The organism is Streptomyces sp. NPDC042346 (assembly GCF_055581845.1).
Genome location: NZ_JBVJEH010000014.1, coordinates 156,341 through 174,263 on the forward strand (window position 1 = coordinate 156,341; position 17,923 = coordinate 174,263).

Consider the following 17,923-nt stretch of genomic DNA (forward strand, 5'->3'; position numbering starts at 1 on the left):
CCCATGCGCACGCTCTCCATCGCCGCGATCCAGACCACCCCCGTACCCCACGACCTCGAAGCGAGCTGGCAGCGGTTCGCCGACCAGGTCCGGGCCGTGCGGGCGACGTTCCCCCACGTCCAGCTCGTCGTCGTCCCCGAACTGCTGCTCGCGGCCGAAGGCGCCCTGCTCCAGCCGAGCGCCGACGACTGGATGGAACGGGCGGCCGTCACGATCCCGGGCCCGCTCACCGACCGGATCTGCGCCCTCGCCGTGGAGACCGGGCTGTGGCTGATCCCGGGAAGCCTCTACGAGCAGGCCGAGGACGGGCGCATCCACAACACCGCCATCGCCGTCTCACCCGAGGGCGAGACGGTCGCCCGCTACCGCAAGGTCTTCCCCTGGCAGCCGTACGAGAAGACCGCGCCGGGGCACGAGTTCACCGTCTTCGACATCCCCGGCGTCGGCCGGGTGGGCCTGGCCATCTGCTACGACGGCTCCTTCCCGGAGACCGCCCGCCAGCTCGCCTGGCTCGGAGCGGAGATCATCATCCAGCCCACCCTGACCCCCACCCGCGACCGCGAGATGGAACTCGTCTGCGCCCGCGCCAACGCCTGGACCAACCAGGTCTACGTCGTCAACATCAACGCCTCCGACCCCACCGGACTCGGAGGAAGCGTCGTCGTCGATCCCGAAGGGATCATCCGTCAGCAGGCAGGAGGAGGCGAGGAGATCCTCGTCGACGTCCTCGACCTCGACGCCGTCACTCGCGTACGCCGCTACGGCTCCTCCGGAATGAATCGCCCGTGGAGCCAGCTCGCCCGGTACGGCGAGTCGGTGCGGCTCCCGATGTACGGCGGCGGGACGTTCCGCACGCCGGAATGGTCGAAGGAAGAGACCGCGTAGCGACCGACGGCGTCAGGCGCCGGCGTCCTCGACGACGACGTGCCGCACCGTCCGCAGCGTCGACCGGAGGCTGTCCAGATCGGTCGAGCCCAGAGCGAGGCGGATGGCCTGCGGTGTGTGCATCGAGGTGGAGAACGGCTCCGCTGTGGATACCGAGATGTGCCGACGCGCGAGGGTGGCGGTCAGGCGATCGGCACGCGCGTCCTCGGGCAGCGGCAGCCAGGTGAAGTAGGACGAGGGGTGGGCGATGAGAGGGAGACCTGTCAGCTCTCGTCCGGCCAGCGCCTGGCGGGCCTTGGCGTCGTCGCGCTTCTGCGCCTCCAGGTGATCCACCGTGCCGTCGTCGAGCCATCTGCAGGCGATCGCGGTGGTGAGCGCCGGGGTGTTCCAGGTCGTCGCCCGGATCGCTCGTTCGAGAAGCGGCACCACGGGCGGCGGGGCGACGACGAAGCCGACCCGGAGGCCGGTGGCGATGCTCTTGGACAGTCCCGAGACGTAGACGGTGATGTCCGGGGCGGTGGCGACCAGCGGCGCCGGCGGGTCCTCGACCAGGTAGGCGTAGGAGGCGTCTTCGATGACGAGCGACCCGTGCCGTCGAGCGATCTCGATCAGGCGGTTCCGGTCGGTTGCCGGCATGACCCAGCCCAGCGGGTTGTGCAGGGTGGGCATGGTGTAGATCGCGCGCACGGGGCGGGTCGCGCACAGCTTCTCGAGGGCATCGAGGTCCGGCCCGGCGGCAGTCGAGGGGACGGGCGCCAGGTCGAGGTGGAAGGCATGCGCGAGCACCTTGAACCCCGGGTAGGTGAGGGTGTCGACCGCGACGACGTCGCCGGCGTTGAGCACGGCCATGACGGTGGCGGCCAGGCCGTGCTGCGCACCGTTGACGACGAGGATCCGCTCCGCGTCGGCGGTGATTCCTCGACGCCTCAGGTGCCGTGCGATCGAAGCCCTGTCCTGGGGCCGCCCCGCATGTGGCTGGTAGCGCAGGAGCGTGTCGAGATCACCGGAGGTGGACAGTTCTCGCAGGGCCTGCCGAAGGAGGTCTGCCTGCCCGGGCAGTGACGGATAGTTGAAGTTGAGGTCGACCGCGCCGGTGGCGACGACCTGCTGATCGATGCCGTGTCCTGAGGGCACCGCGACGTCACGCACGAACGTGCCGCGGCCCTGTTCCCGGCTCACCAGCCCCATCGTTTCCAGCTCGGCGTACACCCGCGTCGCGGTCACCACGGCGATGCCCTCACGGGCGGCGAGCCCGCGGTGTGTCGGCAGCCGCACGCCGGCGGCGAGCCGCCCGCTCCGGATGTCGGATGCGAGCGCGTCGACGAGCGTCTTGTACCGCGGGGCTGCCATGCACGGATTGTATGCATGACAATTCTTTGACTGTCCTGTTCGCGGGCCCCTACCGTCCCCACTCACGCACCCACCCATCCATCCACCGACCCACCCAGCCCCCACCCCCCAGCCGGAAGGACAGCCGCCGTGCACATCGCCATCCTCACCTTCGAGGGCTACAACGAACTCGACTCCCTCATCGCGCTCGGAGTGCTCAACCGCGTCAAGTCCGACGACTGGCGCGTCACCATCGCCACCCCCGGCCCCAAGGTGACGTCGATGAACGGCGTGGTCATCGAGCAGATGTCCACCCTTGAGGAGGCCTGTGCCGCTGACGCCGTCATCGTCGGCAGCGGTATCGCCACCCGGGAGGTCGTCGAGGACCCGGCGATCATGGACGTCCTTCGCCGCCTGGACCCCTCGCGCCAGCTCATCGCGGCGCAGTGCTCCGGCGCGCTCGTACTGTCCAGGCTCGGCCTGCTCGACGACATCCCCGCCTGCACCGACCTGACCACCAAGCCCTGGGTCGTCGCCGCCGGCGTCGAGGTGCTGAACCAGCCCTTCTACGCCAAGGACAACATCGCCACCGCCGGCGGCTGCCTGGCTTCGCCCTACCTCGCCGCCTGGGTCATCGCCCGCCTCCGGGACACCGACGCCGCCGAAAGCGCGCTGCACTATGTCGCCCCGGTCGGCGAGAAGGAGGAATACATCGAGCGCGCCTGGCGCAACATCGCCCCGTACCTGCCGGCTCCCGCTCCCGCTCCCGCCTTCGTCTGAACAACCGGTCGGGGCACCCGGCTTCCCTGCCCGTAACCCCACGCCGGAGACAGCGCAATGACCACGCGAAACCCCATGACGTATGACGCGTTCGTCGACCTCGCCACCGCCGACGCCGCTGTCGTCGGCCTCGTCCTCAAGGGCTCCCGGGCTCACGAGGGCATGACCACCGAGCACTCCGACCACGATCTGTACGTCGTACTCGCCGATGACGCGACGACGGACCTCACCCGGTTCACCGGGCACCGCACCCCGGAGCTCGACCTCGTCGTCCTCTCCCTGGACGAGTTCCGCGCCGCCGTTGGCCCGGGACACCACCACACGGACGTCGAAGACCTCAGCCCCTGCGGCAGCAAAGAGATGATCAAGGATTCGATCACTTTGTTCGTCAGTGAGGTCTAAGGCAGCGTTCGCGGAGTTTCTTTGATCTTCACGCGCGGAACCTGCCGTGGCATCGTCGCGGCGTAAGCGGCAGCCGCGTCTCGTGGGGGAGGGGCCGAGCACGCAGGCGTTGCCCTGCCCGGATGCTCCATGCGGCCCGTGACCCTCATGCCCGATGCTGCCGAACATTCGCAGAGATCGGCAGACAGAGAAGTGTCATGGGTTCGAGGCGTCGGCAGACGCAGACATCGCTTCAGAAGCCTGGTGGCCCGGACCACCAGCGCCACAGCCCTCCTCACCGCCTCGGCCGTACTGACCGGCCTGGTGCAGGCCGTACCGGCGGCGGCCGACACGGTGCCGGAGGAGGACACCGGCTGGTTCCGCAGCAGCGTCGGCTACCAACGGCGGGTCGACCGCTGCCTGGCCGCCGAGGCGCTGCACTACGGCGGTCCCCTGCAGAAGGCACGCGCCATCCAGGGGTTGACCGGCACGCAGGAGGAGCTCCGCGCGACCGTCATCAGCGCGGACACGATCGGGTACGGGCCGCTCGGCCAGGCTTTCGGCGAGGACGGCCGCGCCGCCCAGGCGTACAGCGAGATGGTCTCGGACCGGCGTTTCGCGCTACAGAGCACCAATGACCCCTACGTCCGGTCGGCGTGGGAGAGCGACGACATGGAGTGGCACGCGCCGGCGTTCGGCGCCGATGTCACGCACTTCACCCTCGAGACCCAGGCCAGGATGTCGAATCTGGGCTCGGACGAGCACAGCGTCGCCAGCCCGGAGGCGATAGCCAAGGCCAAGCAGGTGGCCAAGGAGAACGAGGGCACGGACGCCTTCCACGACATGGCGTCGGGCTGGATGCTCTCGGACGACCAGGTCAACGTCAGGGGCTACGCGTACGGGACGACCGCCACCGACATCGCCTCCTACCTGAAGCGCGGCGGTTTCCCGGCCCTGGCACCCCTCAAGGACTCCGCCGAATACCGCGTCGAGGTCGAGGACCAGAAGCAGGCCTGGTCCGCCTGTGACAGCCAGAACCCGTTCGACCCCCGCCGCGTGCTCAACGAGCCCGTGATGACCGCCATGGTCGAGTGGGAGCTGGAGTACGCCGGCCAGGCCGGCCAGCGCGCGAAGATCATGCGGGCGGACGCGGATGCCGCCGCGGCGACCCGCGAGGCCACCGACGACATGATCGAGGCCATCGGCCAGGCATGGGCGGTCGACCAGATCCTGACCTGGCGCAAGTACTGGACGGACAAGCTCGCCCAGGACCCGAACACGATCTTCGTGAAGCCCGACCAGGTCTTCTACGACAAGGCCGACGCCGACCTCGCGCGCTACCGGTCGAACATCGCCGCCCTCGTCACGTCGGCACAGGCCCACGCGGGCACGGCGGCCACCGCCGCGCAGACGGCCGTGACCTCGCAGCAGGAGGCCTGGGCCGTCGCTGACACGACCCATGTGCCGCGTGGCCGCGGTCTGATGTACGCCCAGCAGTCCGTGCAGGTCGCCCGCGCTTCCGCGGCCGCCGCCACGGCCGCCGCGAAGGCGACCGAGACCGCGCTCGCCGCGGCCAACGCGTCCGTCGCCACCAGTGACGCGCTGCTCGCCAAGGCGCAGACCGAGTCGCACGCGGTCGGCGCCGAGTTCAGGCGGGTGGCGGCTCAGGAGGCCGCCGCGCAGGCGAAGGCCGCCGCCGACAGCGCCGAGGCCAACGCCACGGCCGCCGCCGAGAGCGCGCGGACCGCCAAGGCCGCCCGTACGACGGCCGAGGACAAGCGCGACAAGGCCAAGGCCGCCGCCGGCACCGCCGCGACCGAGCGGGCCAAGGCCCAGACGGAGCAGGTCGCGGCCGTCGCCGCCCGGGCGAAGGCCGCGACCGAGCGTGCCAAGGCGCAGGAGGCAGAGGAGCGGGCCGCGGCCGAGCAGACCTCGGCCAAGAGCTCCGACACGGCCGCCGGGACCGCCGCCACCGAGGCGGCGACGAAGCGGAAGCTCGCGAACGAGAAGGCGAAGGCCGCCCAGGTCGGTCGGGAGAAGGCCGTCGCCGCGGCGCAGGCGAAGCAGGCCACGGCGGCCCGTGCGGCGGCGCTGGAGACCGCTGCCGCGGCTGCCGAGGGCACGGCAGCCGCCGCGGAGACCCGTGCGGCCGCCACCGCCGCCCGTACGGCCGCCACCGAGGCCGCACAGGCCGCGACCGCCGCGCAGACCGCCGCGGACCAGGCCACCTCCGCCGCCGTCAGCGCCCGTTCGGCCGCGACCACGGCGGAGGGCGCGGCCGCGCGGGCCGAGGCCGACGCGAGCAAGGCGTGGTCGGCGCATTACGCCTCCATCCGCGCGGCCTCCGCCGCGCACGCCGCCGCGGCCGTCGCGCTCGACGCGTCCCAGGACGCGGCGATCCGTGCGGGCAACGCCGCCACGGCATCGAAGAACGCCGACGAGCTCGCCAGGAAGGCCCGGCAGGAAGCCGCCGCCGCCGAGAGCGACGCCACGGAAGCGGTGAAGTCGGCGGGCGTCGTGGTGGGCCGTGCCCATGCGGCCGGCCAGGCGGCACTCGCTGCCCGAGACGCCGCCACGAGCGCGGTCGCCGCCGCCGACGAGGTCCTCGCCATCGGTTCCCCGTACAAGGAGAAGGACTCCTCGGCGGCGTTCGCGATGCTGGTCGGCCAGTCGTCGAGGACGATCGCGGAGCAGCAGGCCACCGCGGCCGAGGCCAAGGCCACCGAAGCGGCCGAGGCCGCGGAGTCCGCACAGCAGACCGCCGCCCGGGCCACGGGTGACGCGAAGCTCGCCGCCGAGGCCGCAGCCGCGGCGGCGACCGATTCGGTGCGCGCGGCCGAGGCCGTGACGCGCGCCCAGTCGTCCGCGGCCGAGGCCTCCGAGGCGCGGAAGGGCGCCGTCGCCGCCTCCGAAGCCGCCACGGGCCACGCCGAACAGGCAGGGGCCGACGCGGTGAGCGCCGGCCTCATCGCGCAGGCGACGAGCGGCATCGCCGCCGAAGCGGACCGTGAGGCCACGGACTCCGAGCGGCGCGCGGCCGAGGCGAACGAGAAGTCCGGGCGGGCGGGCGAGGCCGCCGAGGAGGCCGCGAACAAGGCGGCCGGGTCGGAACGCGCCGCCCAGGACGCCGAGTCGAAGGCATCCGACGCCACCGGCGACAGCACGGCCGCCGAGGAAGCCGCCGCACAGGCGGAGAAGGCGCAGCAGACGCGGAACGAGGCGGCGCACAAGGAGGCGCTCGCCGAGGGCGTCACGCCCATCGAGGGCGGCGCGGACAACTGGCCGGCGCTCGGTGAGCGCGAGGAGCAGATCCTCCTTGACGCCTGCGGTCAGACCTGTGTCGACGACTACCGGAAGGGCCTCGCGGCCGTCTCCGTGAACGTCGTCGAGTGGGCGACCGCGAACGGCGGGCAGATCCTCTTCGAGCAGCTCGACCCGGCGAAGGTCAAGGAATGCCTGGCCTCGAAGGACGTCGACGACTGCCTCTGGGCGCTCGTCGACATCCCCTCGTCCGCCGTGATCGTGGGGCGCATCCCCGCGCTCGCGCAGGCGATCGAGAAGGTCGCCGACGGCATGCGGACGATCTTCCGCGACGCCGACAACGCGCTGCGCCGGCTCAACGAACTGACGGCCGTCATCCGTGACGTGCGCGGCACCCCGCGTCTCAACCGGTGCCTCGCGGGTGTCGCCCTGCACGCGGGCGGCGCGAGCATGAAGGCCAGGGCCATCGAGGCCCTGACGGGTACGAACGACGACCTGCAGGCGGTCGTCGGCGATGTCGACTGGATCGGGTTCTTCCCCTTGGGGCAGGCCTACGACCAGGACCGGCGGGCCGGTTACGCCTACCGGGACGCCTTCGCGGCACGTGAGGCCCTTCTGGAGGACGCCAACAGGCCGTACGCGATGAGCTCGTTCGACGACGGGATCACGCTGCACGCCCCGCGGTTCGGCGCCGACGTCCTCGAGTTCACGCTCTCCACTCAGCCGAAGGTCGCCGCACAGCTCGGCTGGGACGGTCACACCAACGCGAGCCCCGAGGCGGTCGCCAGGGCCCGGGAGATCACCGAGCAGAACCGCGGCAAGGACCTCTGGCGCGACTTCTCCGCGGACTTCATGCTGCTGGATTCCAGTGTGACCAGGACCCAGCACGCGGGCGGCACCACGGCCAGCACCGTCGCGTCCTACCTGCGGCACGGTGGCTTCCTCGACAAGAAGCCCGTCGAGGGGACGCCTGGGTTCCGCGTCGAGGTGGAGAACCTCAAGCAGGCCTGGTCCGTGTGTGACCACGCGGACCCGGTCGACCCGCGCAGCGCCCTGAGCCAGGTCGTCTCGCAGGCCTCGGCCGAGTGGGAGACGGAGTACGCCGGGCAGGCCGCTCCGCGTGCCGTCGTCATGCAGGCGGAGGCCGACGCGGCCGCCGCGACCCGGTCCGCCACCGAGGCGATGATCGAGGCCATCGGCCAGGCGTGGCGCGCGGACCAGATCCTGCGCTGGCAGAAGTACTGGCACGACCTTCTGGAGGCGGACCCGGACCACATCTTCAAGCCGGAGCAGGCCCTCTTCGACAAGGCGAAGGCGGACCTGGCGAACGCCCGGGGCAAGGTCCAGGCGCTGGTCACCACCGCCAAGGACCAGGCCGCCGCCGCCAACGCCGCCTCGCAGCGCGCGGTGACCGGCCAGCAGCAGGCCTGGGCCATCGCGGACGCCTCCGAGGTCCCGCGTGGTCGTGGCCTGATGTACGCCCAGCAGTCGGTCCAGGTCGCGCGCGCTTCCGGCGCCGCTGCCACGGCCGCCGCGAAGGCGACGGAGACCGCGCTGAACGCGGCGAACGCCACGGTCTCGACGTCGGAGGCGCTCCTCGCCCTGGCGCAGACCGAGGCGCACGCGGTGAACACCGAGTTCCGCCGGATCGCCGCGCAGGAGGCCGCCGCCCAGGCGAAGGCCGCCGCGGACAGCGCCGACGCCTACGCGGCCTCCGCCGCGGCGAACGCCGAGAAGGCCAAGAAGGCCAAGGAGACCGCGCTCGCGGAGGAGCAGGAGGCCAAGAAGGCGGCGGCCGACGCGCAGGCGTCGCGTGCCGTCGCGGAGCTGGAGCGCGCCAACGCGGCGGCCTACCGGGCCACCGCGGAGAGCGAGCGGGACAAGGCGGCCGGCCACGAGGCCGACGCCGTCGCGCAGGGCCGGATCGCGAGCGAGGCCCGCGCCTCGGCCGAGGCGGCGGGAACCACGGCCTCGTCCAAGCGGGCCGTCGCCGAGCAGGCGGAGCGCGACGCGGTCGCCGCCCGCGACGGCGCCCGTGAGGCCGAGCAGCGGCGGGACTCGCTGAACGCGAAGGCGGCGGCCATGGAGGCCAAGGCCGACGCCGACGAGGGTACGGGCGCGGCCACGGCCTCCCGTACCGCCGCGACCGATGCCCGGGCCGCCGCGAACACGGCGACCACGGCGGCCACCAACGCGCGTGCGTCGGCGAACGCGGCCACGACCGCCGCCACCAACGCCCGCGAGGCGGCCACCAAGGCGCAGGGCTCCGCGGCCCGCGCCAGGGCGGCGTCCGACAGCGCCTGGGCGTCCTATTGGGTCGCGGCCGGTTCCGCCGCCGCGGCACACGCGGCCGCGGCCGACGCCATCGACGCCTCGGAGGACGCGGCGGCCGACGCAAAGAGCGCCGAGGAGCAGTCGGAGAAGGCCTCGGCGGCGGCCAAGGTCGCCAAGACGGAGGCGGCTGCCGCCCGTTCCGAGGCCACGCAGACCGCGTCCTGGGCCGCGACCACCGCGGGCAGAGCGCTCGCGGCGGTGCAGTCCTCGCTCGCGGCGCGTGACTCCGCGGCCGCGGTGAACAAGCCGGCGAACGAGGCGATCGCGCTCGGCGGCCCCTTCCAAGAGGTCGACAGCTCCGCCGCGTTCGCGGTCCTGACCGGCCAGCAGTCCCTGACGATCGCACAGCAGCAGGCCGCCGCAGCGGCGGCCACGGCGAACCAGGCCGAAGGGTTCTCCGCCGAGGCGCAGGCCCTGGCCGACCGGGCCGCCGGTGACATGAAGCTCGCGGCGGAGGCCTCCGCGGCCGCTGCTGCGGACGCGTCCCGCGCGGCCAAGGCGTACCAGCGCGCACAGGCCTCGGCCACCCAGGCCGCTGAGCAGGCCCAGGAGGCCCAGGCAGCGGCGGGCCGTGCCGACGGCTACGCCACGGTGGCGGGAACCGCCGCGATGGCGGCGGGGTCGGCGGCGATGCATGCCGAGTCCGACGCGGCGGCGGCGGACGTGGCGGCGACCGAGGCGGAGAAGGACGCCGCCAACGCCCGTGCCGTGGCCACCAAGGCCGAGGAGGACGCGGCAAGCGCCCGTGCCACCGCCACCAAGGCGGAGGAGGACGCGACGGCGGCCGAGACGGCCGCGGCCGGTGCCAGGAACGCGGCGGAGGAGGCCCAGGCCGCCGCCGACCGCACCGAGACGACCGGCGACAACGAGCAGATCTCACAGGGCGTCACGACCGGGGTCGGCGGGGTGTGGGCGGTCCTCGACCACATCGAGTACATCGGCGAGCCGAACAACGTCAAGAAGGACAACTGCAACCCGATCATCCACTTCGGGGACTGCACGATCACGGCCGACGTCACCTACAGGTCGCACGTCGACCTGTTCATGTGCGTGGCCCCGCCGGAAACGTACTTCGGCAGCTGCCCGCAGGCGGACACCGTCTACCTCGGCCGCGAGGTGACGGACCCCACGACCGAACAGCTCAGCTACACGCTGACGATGGTCGAGTTCAACTCGAGCATCGACCCGGTCGACATCCTGCTCGGCGACTTCATCGGCTGCGCCCAGAAGATCACGCCGGGAGGCGCGTCGGGCAGTTGGGGCGACTGCGCCTGGGCGGCCAGCTGGTTCGTCGCGGGCCCGCTCTTCCGGGCCGGCAAGGCCGCGGTGTACGCGCTGGACGCGGCCCTCAAGACGGGCGTCGGGTTCATGGACGCCTACCGGGCGCTCCGCACCATCGGTCTGACCGAGGCCGCCGTCCAGGGCATCATCAGCCGGATCTTCCGCAAGGTCGGCGAGGCGTGCGAGCTCGCGGACACCGCGCCCCTCAAGCTCGCGTCGTTCTCCACCGCTTCGTTCTCCGCCGCGTCGTTCTCCGCCGCGTCGGCCGACGAAGACGTCATCAAGAAGTGCCAGGAGGTCCTCAAGGACATAGTCAAGGACGGCGATCACATCGTCCTTGGAGTCAACCCGTACTCGGACGACCTGGCCAAGGCCATCGCCGGCGGCGCGGACACGTTCAACAACAAGGTGTACGGCACCGAAATGCCGGCCAGCATGGGGATGGGCGCTCGTGCCCTGTGGACGGTGGGAGTAGAGCGAGCAGTGATCAATCCCCACGTGAAGATCTCGGTGTCTCTGGACGGTGTCGCGGGCGCCAAGGACGCCGACGAGGCGCTGAACCTGCTTCTGCAGCGAGGGGAAGGAATCACGCCCGGCGACTGGGAGGCGATCCAGAAGGGTGGCTTCGGAACCGCATGGGAGATGACCAAACTCCGTGCGGCCACCCGGATGGAGTACCGCACCTGGGACTCCATCGAGTGGTGGATGACCAACGCGGAGGGCAACGTCGTGCGCGTCTACCCGAAGCGCTTCACGTACGCCAACGGAACGCCGGTCGACTGATGGCGAGCGAATGAGGAAGGGGGCCTCCCCGGTGCCATGCGCACCGGGGAGGCCCCTTCTTCCGTGTACGCCGACGGTGGCGTCTTCCCCGGAAACGAGTCAGGGGCCGTTTCAGATTTCTCTGAAACGGCCCCTGACCTGCGACTTCGAAAAGTCGGGACGACAGGATTTGAACCTGCGACCCCTTGACCCCCAGTCAAGTGCGCTACCAAGCTGCGCCACGTCCCGATGCTCGTCCCCCGCGGGTTTTCCCCCGCGTCGGCGTGCAGGAGAAACACTACCTCACTCGCGGGGGTGGGCTGACGCACGGGCTGTCACCGCTGCCGCGGCGAGGGCGTCTGCGCCGCAGGTCGCGGCCAGGGTGGCCGCTCGGGCCAGGGCCGCGGGGGAGCCCGTGGCGTGGGCGAGGTCCACGCGGGCCCGGGCCTCCTCGTAGCGGGACGGGGAGGCGGCGAGGTGGGTGACGGCCCGGGTGAGGAGGCTCGCCTTCTCCGATGGGGGCGCGAAGAGGGCGGCGCAGCGCAGGGCCTCGCCCAGGGCCGTGGGGGTGCCGAGGCGTTCGGCGTGGGCCGTGGCCTCGGCGGCGATCCCGGCCGCGCGGTCCGGGTCGACGGGGGCGAGGGCCCTGGCCAGGTCGAAGGGCCAGGGGGCCCAGACGACGTGGTGGCGGGCGCGGGTGGTCAGCGCCTCGGCGGCCTCTTCGAGGGTGTGTACGGCCTCCTCGGTACGGCCTTCGGCGAGCAGCAGCCGGCCGAGGACGCTGGGGCCGTCGGGCAGCACGATCGCGCCGGGCCAGGGCGGGCCGAAGGCGTACCGGTCGGCGACGCTCCGCGCCTCGGCGGTACGGCCCCGGGCGAGGAGGGTGTCGACGAGGAGGCACGCGGTGTCCCAGTGGACGGGGAGGCCGTCGCCGACCCGGTCGGCGAGGCGCAGCCCTTCCTCCAGGTGGTGCTGGGCGCGCGGCAGGTCGCCGCGGCGTCGGCGGACCAGGCCGAGGAGGGTGTGCGCGAAGGCCAGGTGGGCGCCGCTCCAGCCGGAGATCTCGAAGGCCCGGACCGCCTCGGTGAAGAGGGCCTCGGCCCGGTCGGGCCGGTCGGCGAACACGTACGCGATGCCGGTGAGGGCCGGGATCTCGAAGCCCCAGGTCGGGTCCGTCCAGCCGAGGCCCCGGGCCGGCCTGCCGGCGACGAGGGCGCTGTCGCAGAGGCGTACGACCTCGTCGGCGGGTTCGCCGCGGAGCATCGCGTCGAAGCCCCGGACGGTGAGGAGGGCTCGTTCGGAGTTGTCGGCGCCGGTGAAGGCGGCGGTGAGGTCGGCCAGGCGGCCGGAGCGGCCGGGTCCGTCCTCCTCGGTGGCCTGGAACCCCTCGTACATGAAGTGGGCCGCCTGGAGGCGGCGGCGGCCGGTGCCGGGCGGGGTACGGGCCGACTCGACGGCGACGGCCCGCGCGGCTTCCGGAAGTTGGTTGTTGTGGGCGAGGGCCTGCGCGAGCCGGTAGGTCGCGTCGGTGCGCAGGGCGTCGTCGAGGCCGGGCAGGGCGAGCGCGGAGCGCAGGTGCAGGACGGTGGAGGCGGGTGCGGTGAGGAGGGACGCGCAGCCGAGTTCGTACAGGACCCTGGCGTACGTGTCGGGGCCGGGCGGCTCGGCGAGGGCCCGTTCCAGACAGCGACGGGCCGCGTCGGGGGCGCCGACGGCCAGGTGCTCGACGGCGGCGGCCCGTAGCCGGCGGACGACGTCCTCGTCTTCGTCCGGGTGCACTTCGAGGAGGTGGCGGGAGGCGGCCGCCGGTCCGCGTCCCGCTTCGGCGAGCGCCCAGGCGGCGCGCCCGTGCAGGGCGGTACGGACGGCCGGCGGCACCGAGCCGTAGACGGCGGTCGCGATGAGCGGGTGCGCGAACTCCAGGTGCGGGGTCGCGGCCCCGTTCCGTGGCGGCGGCGTGATGATCCTGGCCCGGCGGAGCCGTTCCGTGTGGTCGGCGAGCTCCGGCCCGGACATGCCCGTGAGCTTCGGGAGGAGGTCCGGCGTGCTGTCCGCGCCGAGGACCGCGACGGCCCAGGCGAGGCGGGTCGGGCCGCTGCCGAGCTCTTCGAGGCGCGCCACGAGGCCGCCGCCGCGGGCGCCCGCGGCGAGGCTCCGGAGGTCGGCCGTGCCCTCGACGGGTTCGAGCGTCCGGTCGCGGACCTTGGCGAGGAGTTCGACCGTTTCGTACGGGTTGCCGGCGGTCACCGTCCACAGCTCCCGGCAGAACGGCTCGTCCGCGTGGGCGCCGAGAGCCTCGCGGGCGAGTTCGGCGGTGGCCTCGGAGGTGAGGGCGTGCAGCCCGAGCGTCAGGAGGGCGCGGTCGGCCAGTCCGGTGAGCAGCGTCGTACCGTCGCCCTCGGCTCCGTCGGCCTGTCCGTCGCCCGCCGCGCCCGGCGACGGGCGGTGCGCCAGGACGACCAGGACCGGCAGCCGGCCGTCCCCGCGCGTGCGGGTGAAGGCGTCGAGCCAGGTCAGGGTCTCGGCGTCGACCCAGTGGGCGTCGTCCACGAGCAGGACCGGGGGCCGGTCGCGCAGGCCGTCCGCGAGGCGGTCGAGGAGCCGTACGAGTCCGTCCCGTACGCCCTGCGGGTTGGCGGGCGCGGCCGACGGCGAGGGCGGCGGTGCGAGCCCGAGCGCGGGGGCGACGAGGGCGAAGTGGTCTCCGAAGAGGCGGTGGACGTCCTCGGGGCCGTAGCCGTCCAGGGCGGGCTGGAGGAGCTGGCGGGTGACGTGGAAGGGGACCGAGGTGAGGATCTCGCCGCCGCGGGCGGTCAGGACCGTGCACCGGTCGCGGGCCATGCGGTGGATCTCGGCGAGGAGCGCCGTCTTGCCGACGCCCGGCTCGCCCCGGAGGACGAGGACGCCGCCCCGGGCGGGTCCGCCGGCCGCGGCGGCGGCGACGAGTGCGTCGACGGCGTGGAAGGCCGCGGCGAGCTCCGGGCCGCGTTCGAGCAGGGCACCCCGCTCGGGGCGGGCGAGGGCCGTGAACGACCCCACGGGCAGCGGCTGTTCGGCTTCCGACGGCACCGGCGACTCACTCCCCCAAAAGAGCTACGGGCACGACGCCCCGCCTGGCCCGTGCGACCCACGCGAACCGGGGATACGTCGAGCCGACAAGTTTACCGTTCCTGATCGTCCCGGGGGCGACAATGGGCGGGTGAACGGTACGACGAGGGATCGCGACGACGAGGGCCGGGCGCGGAGCGCGCGTCCCCGTGACGGGCTCGGCCGACCGCTGCCGTACGGGGCGGAGGGCGTGCCCCGGCAGCCCGAGGGGGTCGTGCGCACGCCCGACGCGTCCCTGCGCGAGGCGCAGCGGCTCCTGGACGCCGGGATGCCCTTCCACGCCCACGAGGTCTTCGAGGACGCCTGGAAGTCGGGTCCGGAGGCGGAACGCGATCTGTGGCAGGGGCTCGCGCAGCTCGCGGTCGGCCTGACGCACGCCGCGCGCGGGAACCGGGAGGGCGGGGCGCGGCTGTTGCGCCGGGGAGCGGAGCGGCTCGCGCACTCTCTCGGGGGTCCGTACGAGGGTCCTCGCGAGAGCTCGTCCGAGAGTCCCTACGGGATCGACGTCGGCGGACTCGTGGCGTGGGCACGGGAGTTGGCGGACCGTACCGAAGCGTCCCGCACGGAGGTCGACGCGGCGGCGGAGGCACCGCGCCTGCGCCGCGCCGGCGCGTGAACCCTGCTACTCCCCCGCCCGCGGGGCGAGTTCGCGCTCCAGTACGGAAGTGTGGCTGACCGAGGGGTCCTTGGCGGCCGTGAGGAGCGTGACGGTCTCCCGGCCCGCCAGCTCCCGGAGCCGGTCGAGGGCCGCCGCGGCCTCGGGGGCGGCGAGCTCGGCCTCGTACCGCCGGCAGAACTCCGCGTACTCCCCCTCGGGACCGTGGTACCAGCGGCGCAGCTCGGTGGAGGGCGTCAGGGCCTTGGGCCACTCGTCGATGCGGGCGTCCGTCTTGGCGAGTCCGCGCGGCCAGAGCCGGTCGACGAGGACGCGAACGCCGTCGTCGGGCGACGGGGTCTCGTAGATCCGGCGGACACGGACGTCGGGGGTGCTCGCGCGCATGTCTCCAGGGTGCCGGACGGGCCGGGAGCTCACCTCCCGGCGCGCAGCGCCGGAAGGAGGACGGCGTCCACGAAGCCGTGCATGGTCGAGGTCTCGGCGAACCGCTCCTCGAAGATCCGCTCGATGCGGAGCATGCCCATGAAGCAGGGGGCGACGAAGGCGATCGCGGGGTTGTCGGCGGCGACCTCGCCCCGCTCGACCGCGCGCGCCACCACCGCGTCGATGGCCGCGACCTCGGGGGCGATGACGGTCTCGCGGAGCGCGGCGCGCAGGTCGGGGTGCTGGACGTAGGCCTGGGCGACGGCCTCCATCAGCTCGGCGTCGCGCTCGCGGTGGGAGGCGGCGACGCGGGCGGCCTCGCGCAGGTCGCCGGCGAGGGTGCCGGTGTCGATGCCGGCGAAGACGGTGCAGCGGCGGCGGGCCAGGGCGGCGGTGACGAGCTGCGGCTTCGTGCCCCACTGGCGGTAGAGGGTGGCCTTGCCGCACTTGGTGCGGGCCGCGACGCCCTCCATGGTGACCGAGTCGTAGCCGCCCTCCCTGAGGAGGCAGATCACCGCGTCGTACAGCTCCGTCTCACGCTCCGGCGTGATCTTGCTGCGACGGGCTGCGGCGGTCGCGGCCTGTGTGGACATCGAATCCTCCCGGACACCTCTGCCTCTGCACATACGAGAGTAGGGGGTGCACAATCGAGACGCAAACGTATCGAGACGCTTGCGTCTCGATGAAATCGGATCTAGGCTCACTCCGTTTGCTGCCGGTTTGACGGATTAGAGGGGCCGCGCGATGGCTGCCGGGATACGCGGGACACGAGGACGACGTCCTCCAGGACCGGGGACGACGGCTACCCCCGGCCCCGGTGAGCCCGGAAACCACGAGGAGGCCGGCGACGCGTCCGGCGACCGGCCCGAGGGCCGACCCGAGGGCGGATCCCGTGACCGATCCGGGGGCGGATCCCGTGACCGGTCCGAGGGCCGGTCCGAGGGCCACGAAGAGGTCGTGAGACCGCCTCTCCTGCGCGAGTTCGTGCTCGTCACCGCGCTCTTCCTCGTCTACAAGTTCGGCCGGCTCGTCGCCAACGGCCACGAGGCCCGCGCCTTCCGCAACGCCGACCTCGTCTGGGACGCCGAGCGCGCGCTCCACCTCCCCGGCGAGGGAACGATCCAGCAGCTGCTCATGCACGGCGAACCGCTCATCCGGGCCGCCAACACCTACTACGCGGCCGTGCACTTCCCGGCCACCATCGCCTTCCTCTGCTGGCTGTACTGGCGCCGCCCCGCCCACTACGTGTGGTCGCGCCGCGTCCTCGCGCTCGTCACCGCCGCCGCGCTCGCGCTGCACCTGCTGATGCCGCTCGCCCCGCCGCGGATGCTCGCCGCCACCGGCCTCGTCGACACGGCGCGGGTCTACGGCCCGTCCGTGTACGGCGCCACCCCCGAGACGGACTCGATGGCGAACCAGTTCGCCGCGATGCCGTCCCTGCACTTCGGCTGGGCCCTGATGGTCGCGATCGGCCTGATCGTCGCCACCCGCTCCCGCTGGCGCGTGCTGTGGCTGCTGCACCCGCTGCTCACCCTGCTCGTCATCGTCGGCACCGCCAACCACTACTGGTTCGACGCTCTGGCCGCCGCCGCGATCCTCGGCCTCGCGCTGCTCGCCGTCCGCGCCCCGGGCCGCAGCAGCACGGCCCCGCCGACCGTGCCCCACCAGCGCGGCGCGACCGCCCTCCCGGCCGGAGCCCTGCGATGAGCCCCGTCGCCGGCACCGTCCTCGCGGTGCTCCTCTCGCTCGTCTCCGCCGCCGGGTACGCGCTCGCCGCCGTCGCCCAGGCACGGCTGGCCGCCTCGGCGGCACCGGCCGGACGCGGGGCGCTCCGCGCGCTCCTCGCCCGCGGGCAGTGGTGGTGGGCGGTCGGTCTGAACGCCGCCGGGGCGCTCGCCCACGTGGCCGCCCTGCACTACGGGCCGCTGACTCTGGTCCAGCCGCTCGGCGCCCTGACGCTCGTGGCGGCGCTGCCGCTGGGCGCGTACTGCGCGCGCCGGCGCGTCACCCGGACCGAGTGGCGCGGAGCGCTCCTGACACTGGGCGGGCTCGTCGGCCTGGTCGCGATGACCGGCCCCGCCGAGCCCGGCGAGGCCCTCAGCCTGCGCGAGGCACTGATCGTCGCCGCGGCGACAGGGCTCCTCATCGCGGCGCTGGCATCGGGTCGCGCGCCGCGGAGGCGCGGCGACACGGGAACCCGTGGGCTCGGGCACGCGACGGCCTCCGGCATCGCGTCCGGGGTCGGCTCCGCCCTGACCCAGACCCTGACGGCCGCGCTCGCGCTCGAACTGCCCGGCAGGGAACCCGTCTGGTGGCAGACCGCGCTGCTAGCGGTCCTCATCTCGGGCTTCGCCGTGGGCGGACTCCTGCTCTCGCAGGCGGCCTACCGGGGCGGTCTCGCGGCGCCGCTGGCCGTCGTCAACCTCTCCAACCCGGCCGCCGCCGCGATCATCGGCGTGGCCCTCCTCGGCGAGACCTTCCGGGCGGGCACGTGGGGCTGGCCGATCGCGGCCGCCGCGTCGCTGGTCGCGGCGCGGGGCGTGGTGCTGCTGACGAAGGGCGGCGCGCCGGCTCCCGAGGCGGACCCGGCCTCGTCCACCGTCGTCGTGACGGGTTCCCGGCCGGTGCCGCCGCCCCGGGCCACCGAACTCCCCGCGCCCTTGCCCGCGCCCCTGTCCACACCCCTCCCTCTCACCGTCCCCCTCTCGGTTCCGGAGGTGGAGCCGGCTCGCGCGTCGATCCCCGGCTGACATCCCCACACCG

10 protein-coding genes, 1 tRNA gene and 1 pseudogene are annotated in these 17,923 nt (G+C 73.4%); 7 read left to right on the forward strand and 5 right to left on the reverse strand.

What is annotated here, in order from left to right:
* Positions 1 to 3: 3 nt before the first annotated feature.
* Positions 4 to 885 (forward strand): carbon-nitrogen hydrolase family protein, encoded by an 882-nt coding sequence (locus ACZ6K0_RS39470; RefSeq protein WP_376408437.1) that lies wholly within the window; start codon positions 4 to 6, stop codon positions 883 to 885.
* 12 nt (positions 886 to 897) lie between these two features.
* Here ACZ6K0_RS39470 and ACZ6K0_RS39475 read toward each other — a convergent pair whose 3' ends face one another.
* A complete protein-coding gene (locus tag ACZ6K0_RS39475; protein ID WP_469234870.1) occupies positions 898 to 2,235 on the reverse strand; it encodes an aminotransferase-like domain-containing protein in 1,338 nt (445 codons plus the stop codon).
* A gap of 129 nt (positions 2,236 to 2,364) precedes the next feature.
* Between ACZ6K0_RS39475 and ACZ6K0_RS39480 the strand changes: the two genes are divergently transcribed.
* The 3 genes and pseudogenes from ACZ6K0_RS39480 to ACZ6K0_RS39490 all read left to right on the forward strand — a co-directional run bounded on the left by ACZ6K0_RS39480 (position 2,365) and on the right by ACZ6K0_RS39490 (position 11,034).
* On the forward strand, positions 2,365 to 2,994 hold the full coding sequence (locus ACZ6K0_RS39480) for a DJ-1/PfpI family protein (RefSeq protein ID WP_469234872.1): 630 nt from the start codon (positions 2,365 to 2,367) through the stop codon (positions 2,992 to 2,994).
* Between the two features lie 57 nt (positions 2,995 to 3,051).
* Positions 3,052 to 3,306 (forward strand): annotated as a pseudogene (locus tag ACZ6K0_RS39485) (hypothetical protein); the annotation flags it as partial.
* Between the two features lie 333 nt (positions 3,307 to 3,639).
* Positions 3,640 to 11,034, forward strand: coding sequence for a polymorphic toxin type 27 domain-containing protein (locus ACZ6K0_RS39490; RefSeq protein ID WP_469234874.1), 7,395 nt, complete (start codon positions 3,640 to 3,642; stop codon positions 11,032 to 11,034).
* Between the two features lie 154 nt (positions 11,035 to 11,188).
* On the opposite strand, the gene ACZ6K0_RS39495 is transcribed toward ACZ6K0_RS39490, so the two are convergent.
* Together ACZ6K0_RS39495 and ACZ6K0_RS39500 are read right to left on the reverse strand one after the other, a co-directional pair.
* Positions 11,189 to 11,262 (reverse strand) — tRNA-Pro (locus ACZ6K0_RS39495).
* 54 nt (positions 11,263 to 11,316) lie between these two features.
* Positions 11,317 to 14,082: an ATP-binding protein gene (locus tag ACZ6K0_RS39500; protein WP_469234876.1), complete on the reverse strand. Its 2,766-nt coding sequence runs from the start codon at positions 14,080 to 14,082 to the stop codon at positions 11,317 to 11,319.
* Positions 14,083 to 14,212: 130 nt separating this feature from the next.
* Here ACZ6K0_RS39500 and ACZ6K0_RS39505 point away from each other — a divergent pair, with 130 nt between their 5' ends.
* On the forward strand, positions 14,213 to 14,737 hold the full coding sequence (locus ACZ6K0_RS39505) for a DUF309 domain-containing protein (RefSeq protein ID WP_469234878.1): 525 nt from the start codon (positions 14,213 to 14,215) through the stop codon (positions 14,735 to 14,737).
* 6 nt (positions 14,738 to 14,743) lie between these two features.
* Here ACZ6K0_RS39505 and ACZ6K0_RS39510 read toward each other — a convergent pair whose 3' ends face one another.
* Together ACZ6K0_RS39510 and ACZ6K0_RS39515 are read right to left on the reverse strand one after the other, a co-directional pair.
* A complete protein-coding gene (locus tag ACZ6K0_RS39510; protein ID WP_376408422.1) occupies positions 14,744 to 15,121 on the reverse strand; it encodes a DUF488 domain-containing protein in 378 nt (125 codons plus the stop codon).
* 29 nt (positions 15,122 to 15,150) lie between these two features.
* A complete protein-coding gene (locus tag ACZ6K0_RS39515; RefSeq protein ID WP_376408420.1) occupies positions 15,151 to 15,753 on the reverse strand; it encodes a TetR/AcrR family transcriptional regulator in 603 nt (200 codons plus the stop codon).
* 364 nt (positions 15,754 to 16,117) lie between these two features.
* Here ACZ6K0_RS39515 and ACZ6K0_RS39520 point away from each other — a divergent pair, with 364 nt between their 5' ends.
* Both ACZ6K0_RS39520 and ACZ6K0_RS39525 read left to right on the forward strand, forming a co-directional pair.
* The gene (locus tag ACZ6K0_RS39520) at positions 16,118 to 16,867 is read left to right on the forward strand and encodes a phosphatase PAP2 family protein (RefSeq protein ID WP_469234880.1); all 750 of its coding nucleotides are present in this window, start codon (positions 16,118 to 16,120) and stop codon (positions 16,865 to 16,867) included.
* On the forward strand, positions 16,864 to 17,910 hold the full coding sequence (locus ACZ6K0_RS39525; RefSeq protein WP_469234882.1) for a DMT family transporter: 1,047 nt from the start codon (positions 16,864 to 16,866) through the stop codon (positions 17,908 to 17,910). Before ACZ6K0_RS39520 ends, ACZ6K0_RS39525 begins: the two co-directional genes overlap by 4 nt.
* Positions 17,911 to 17,923: the final 13 nt, after the last annotated feature.

Coding starts and splice junctions, on each gene's coding strand:
- ACZ6K0_RS39510 (WP_376408422.1), bottom strand. CDS start 15,121: ATGCGCGCGAGCACCCCCGACGTCCGTGTCCGCCGGATCTACGAGACC.
- ACZ6K0_RS39475 (WP_469234870.1), bottom strand. CDS start 2,235: ATGGCAGCCCCGCGGTACAAGACGCTCGTCGACGCGCTCGCATCCGAC.
- ACZ6K0_RS39470 (WP_376408437.1), top strand. CDS start 4: ATGCGCACGCTCTCCATCGCCGCGATCCAGACCACCCCCGTACCCCAC.
- ACZ6K0_RS39525 (WP_469234882.1), top strand. CDS start 16,864: ATGAGCCCCGTCGCCGGCACCGTCCTCGCGGTGCTCCTCTCGCTCGTC.
- ACZ6K0_RS39515 (WP_376408420.1), bottom strand. CDS start 15,753: ATGTCCACACAGGCCGCGACCGCCGCAGCCCGTCGCAGCAAGATCACG.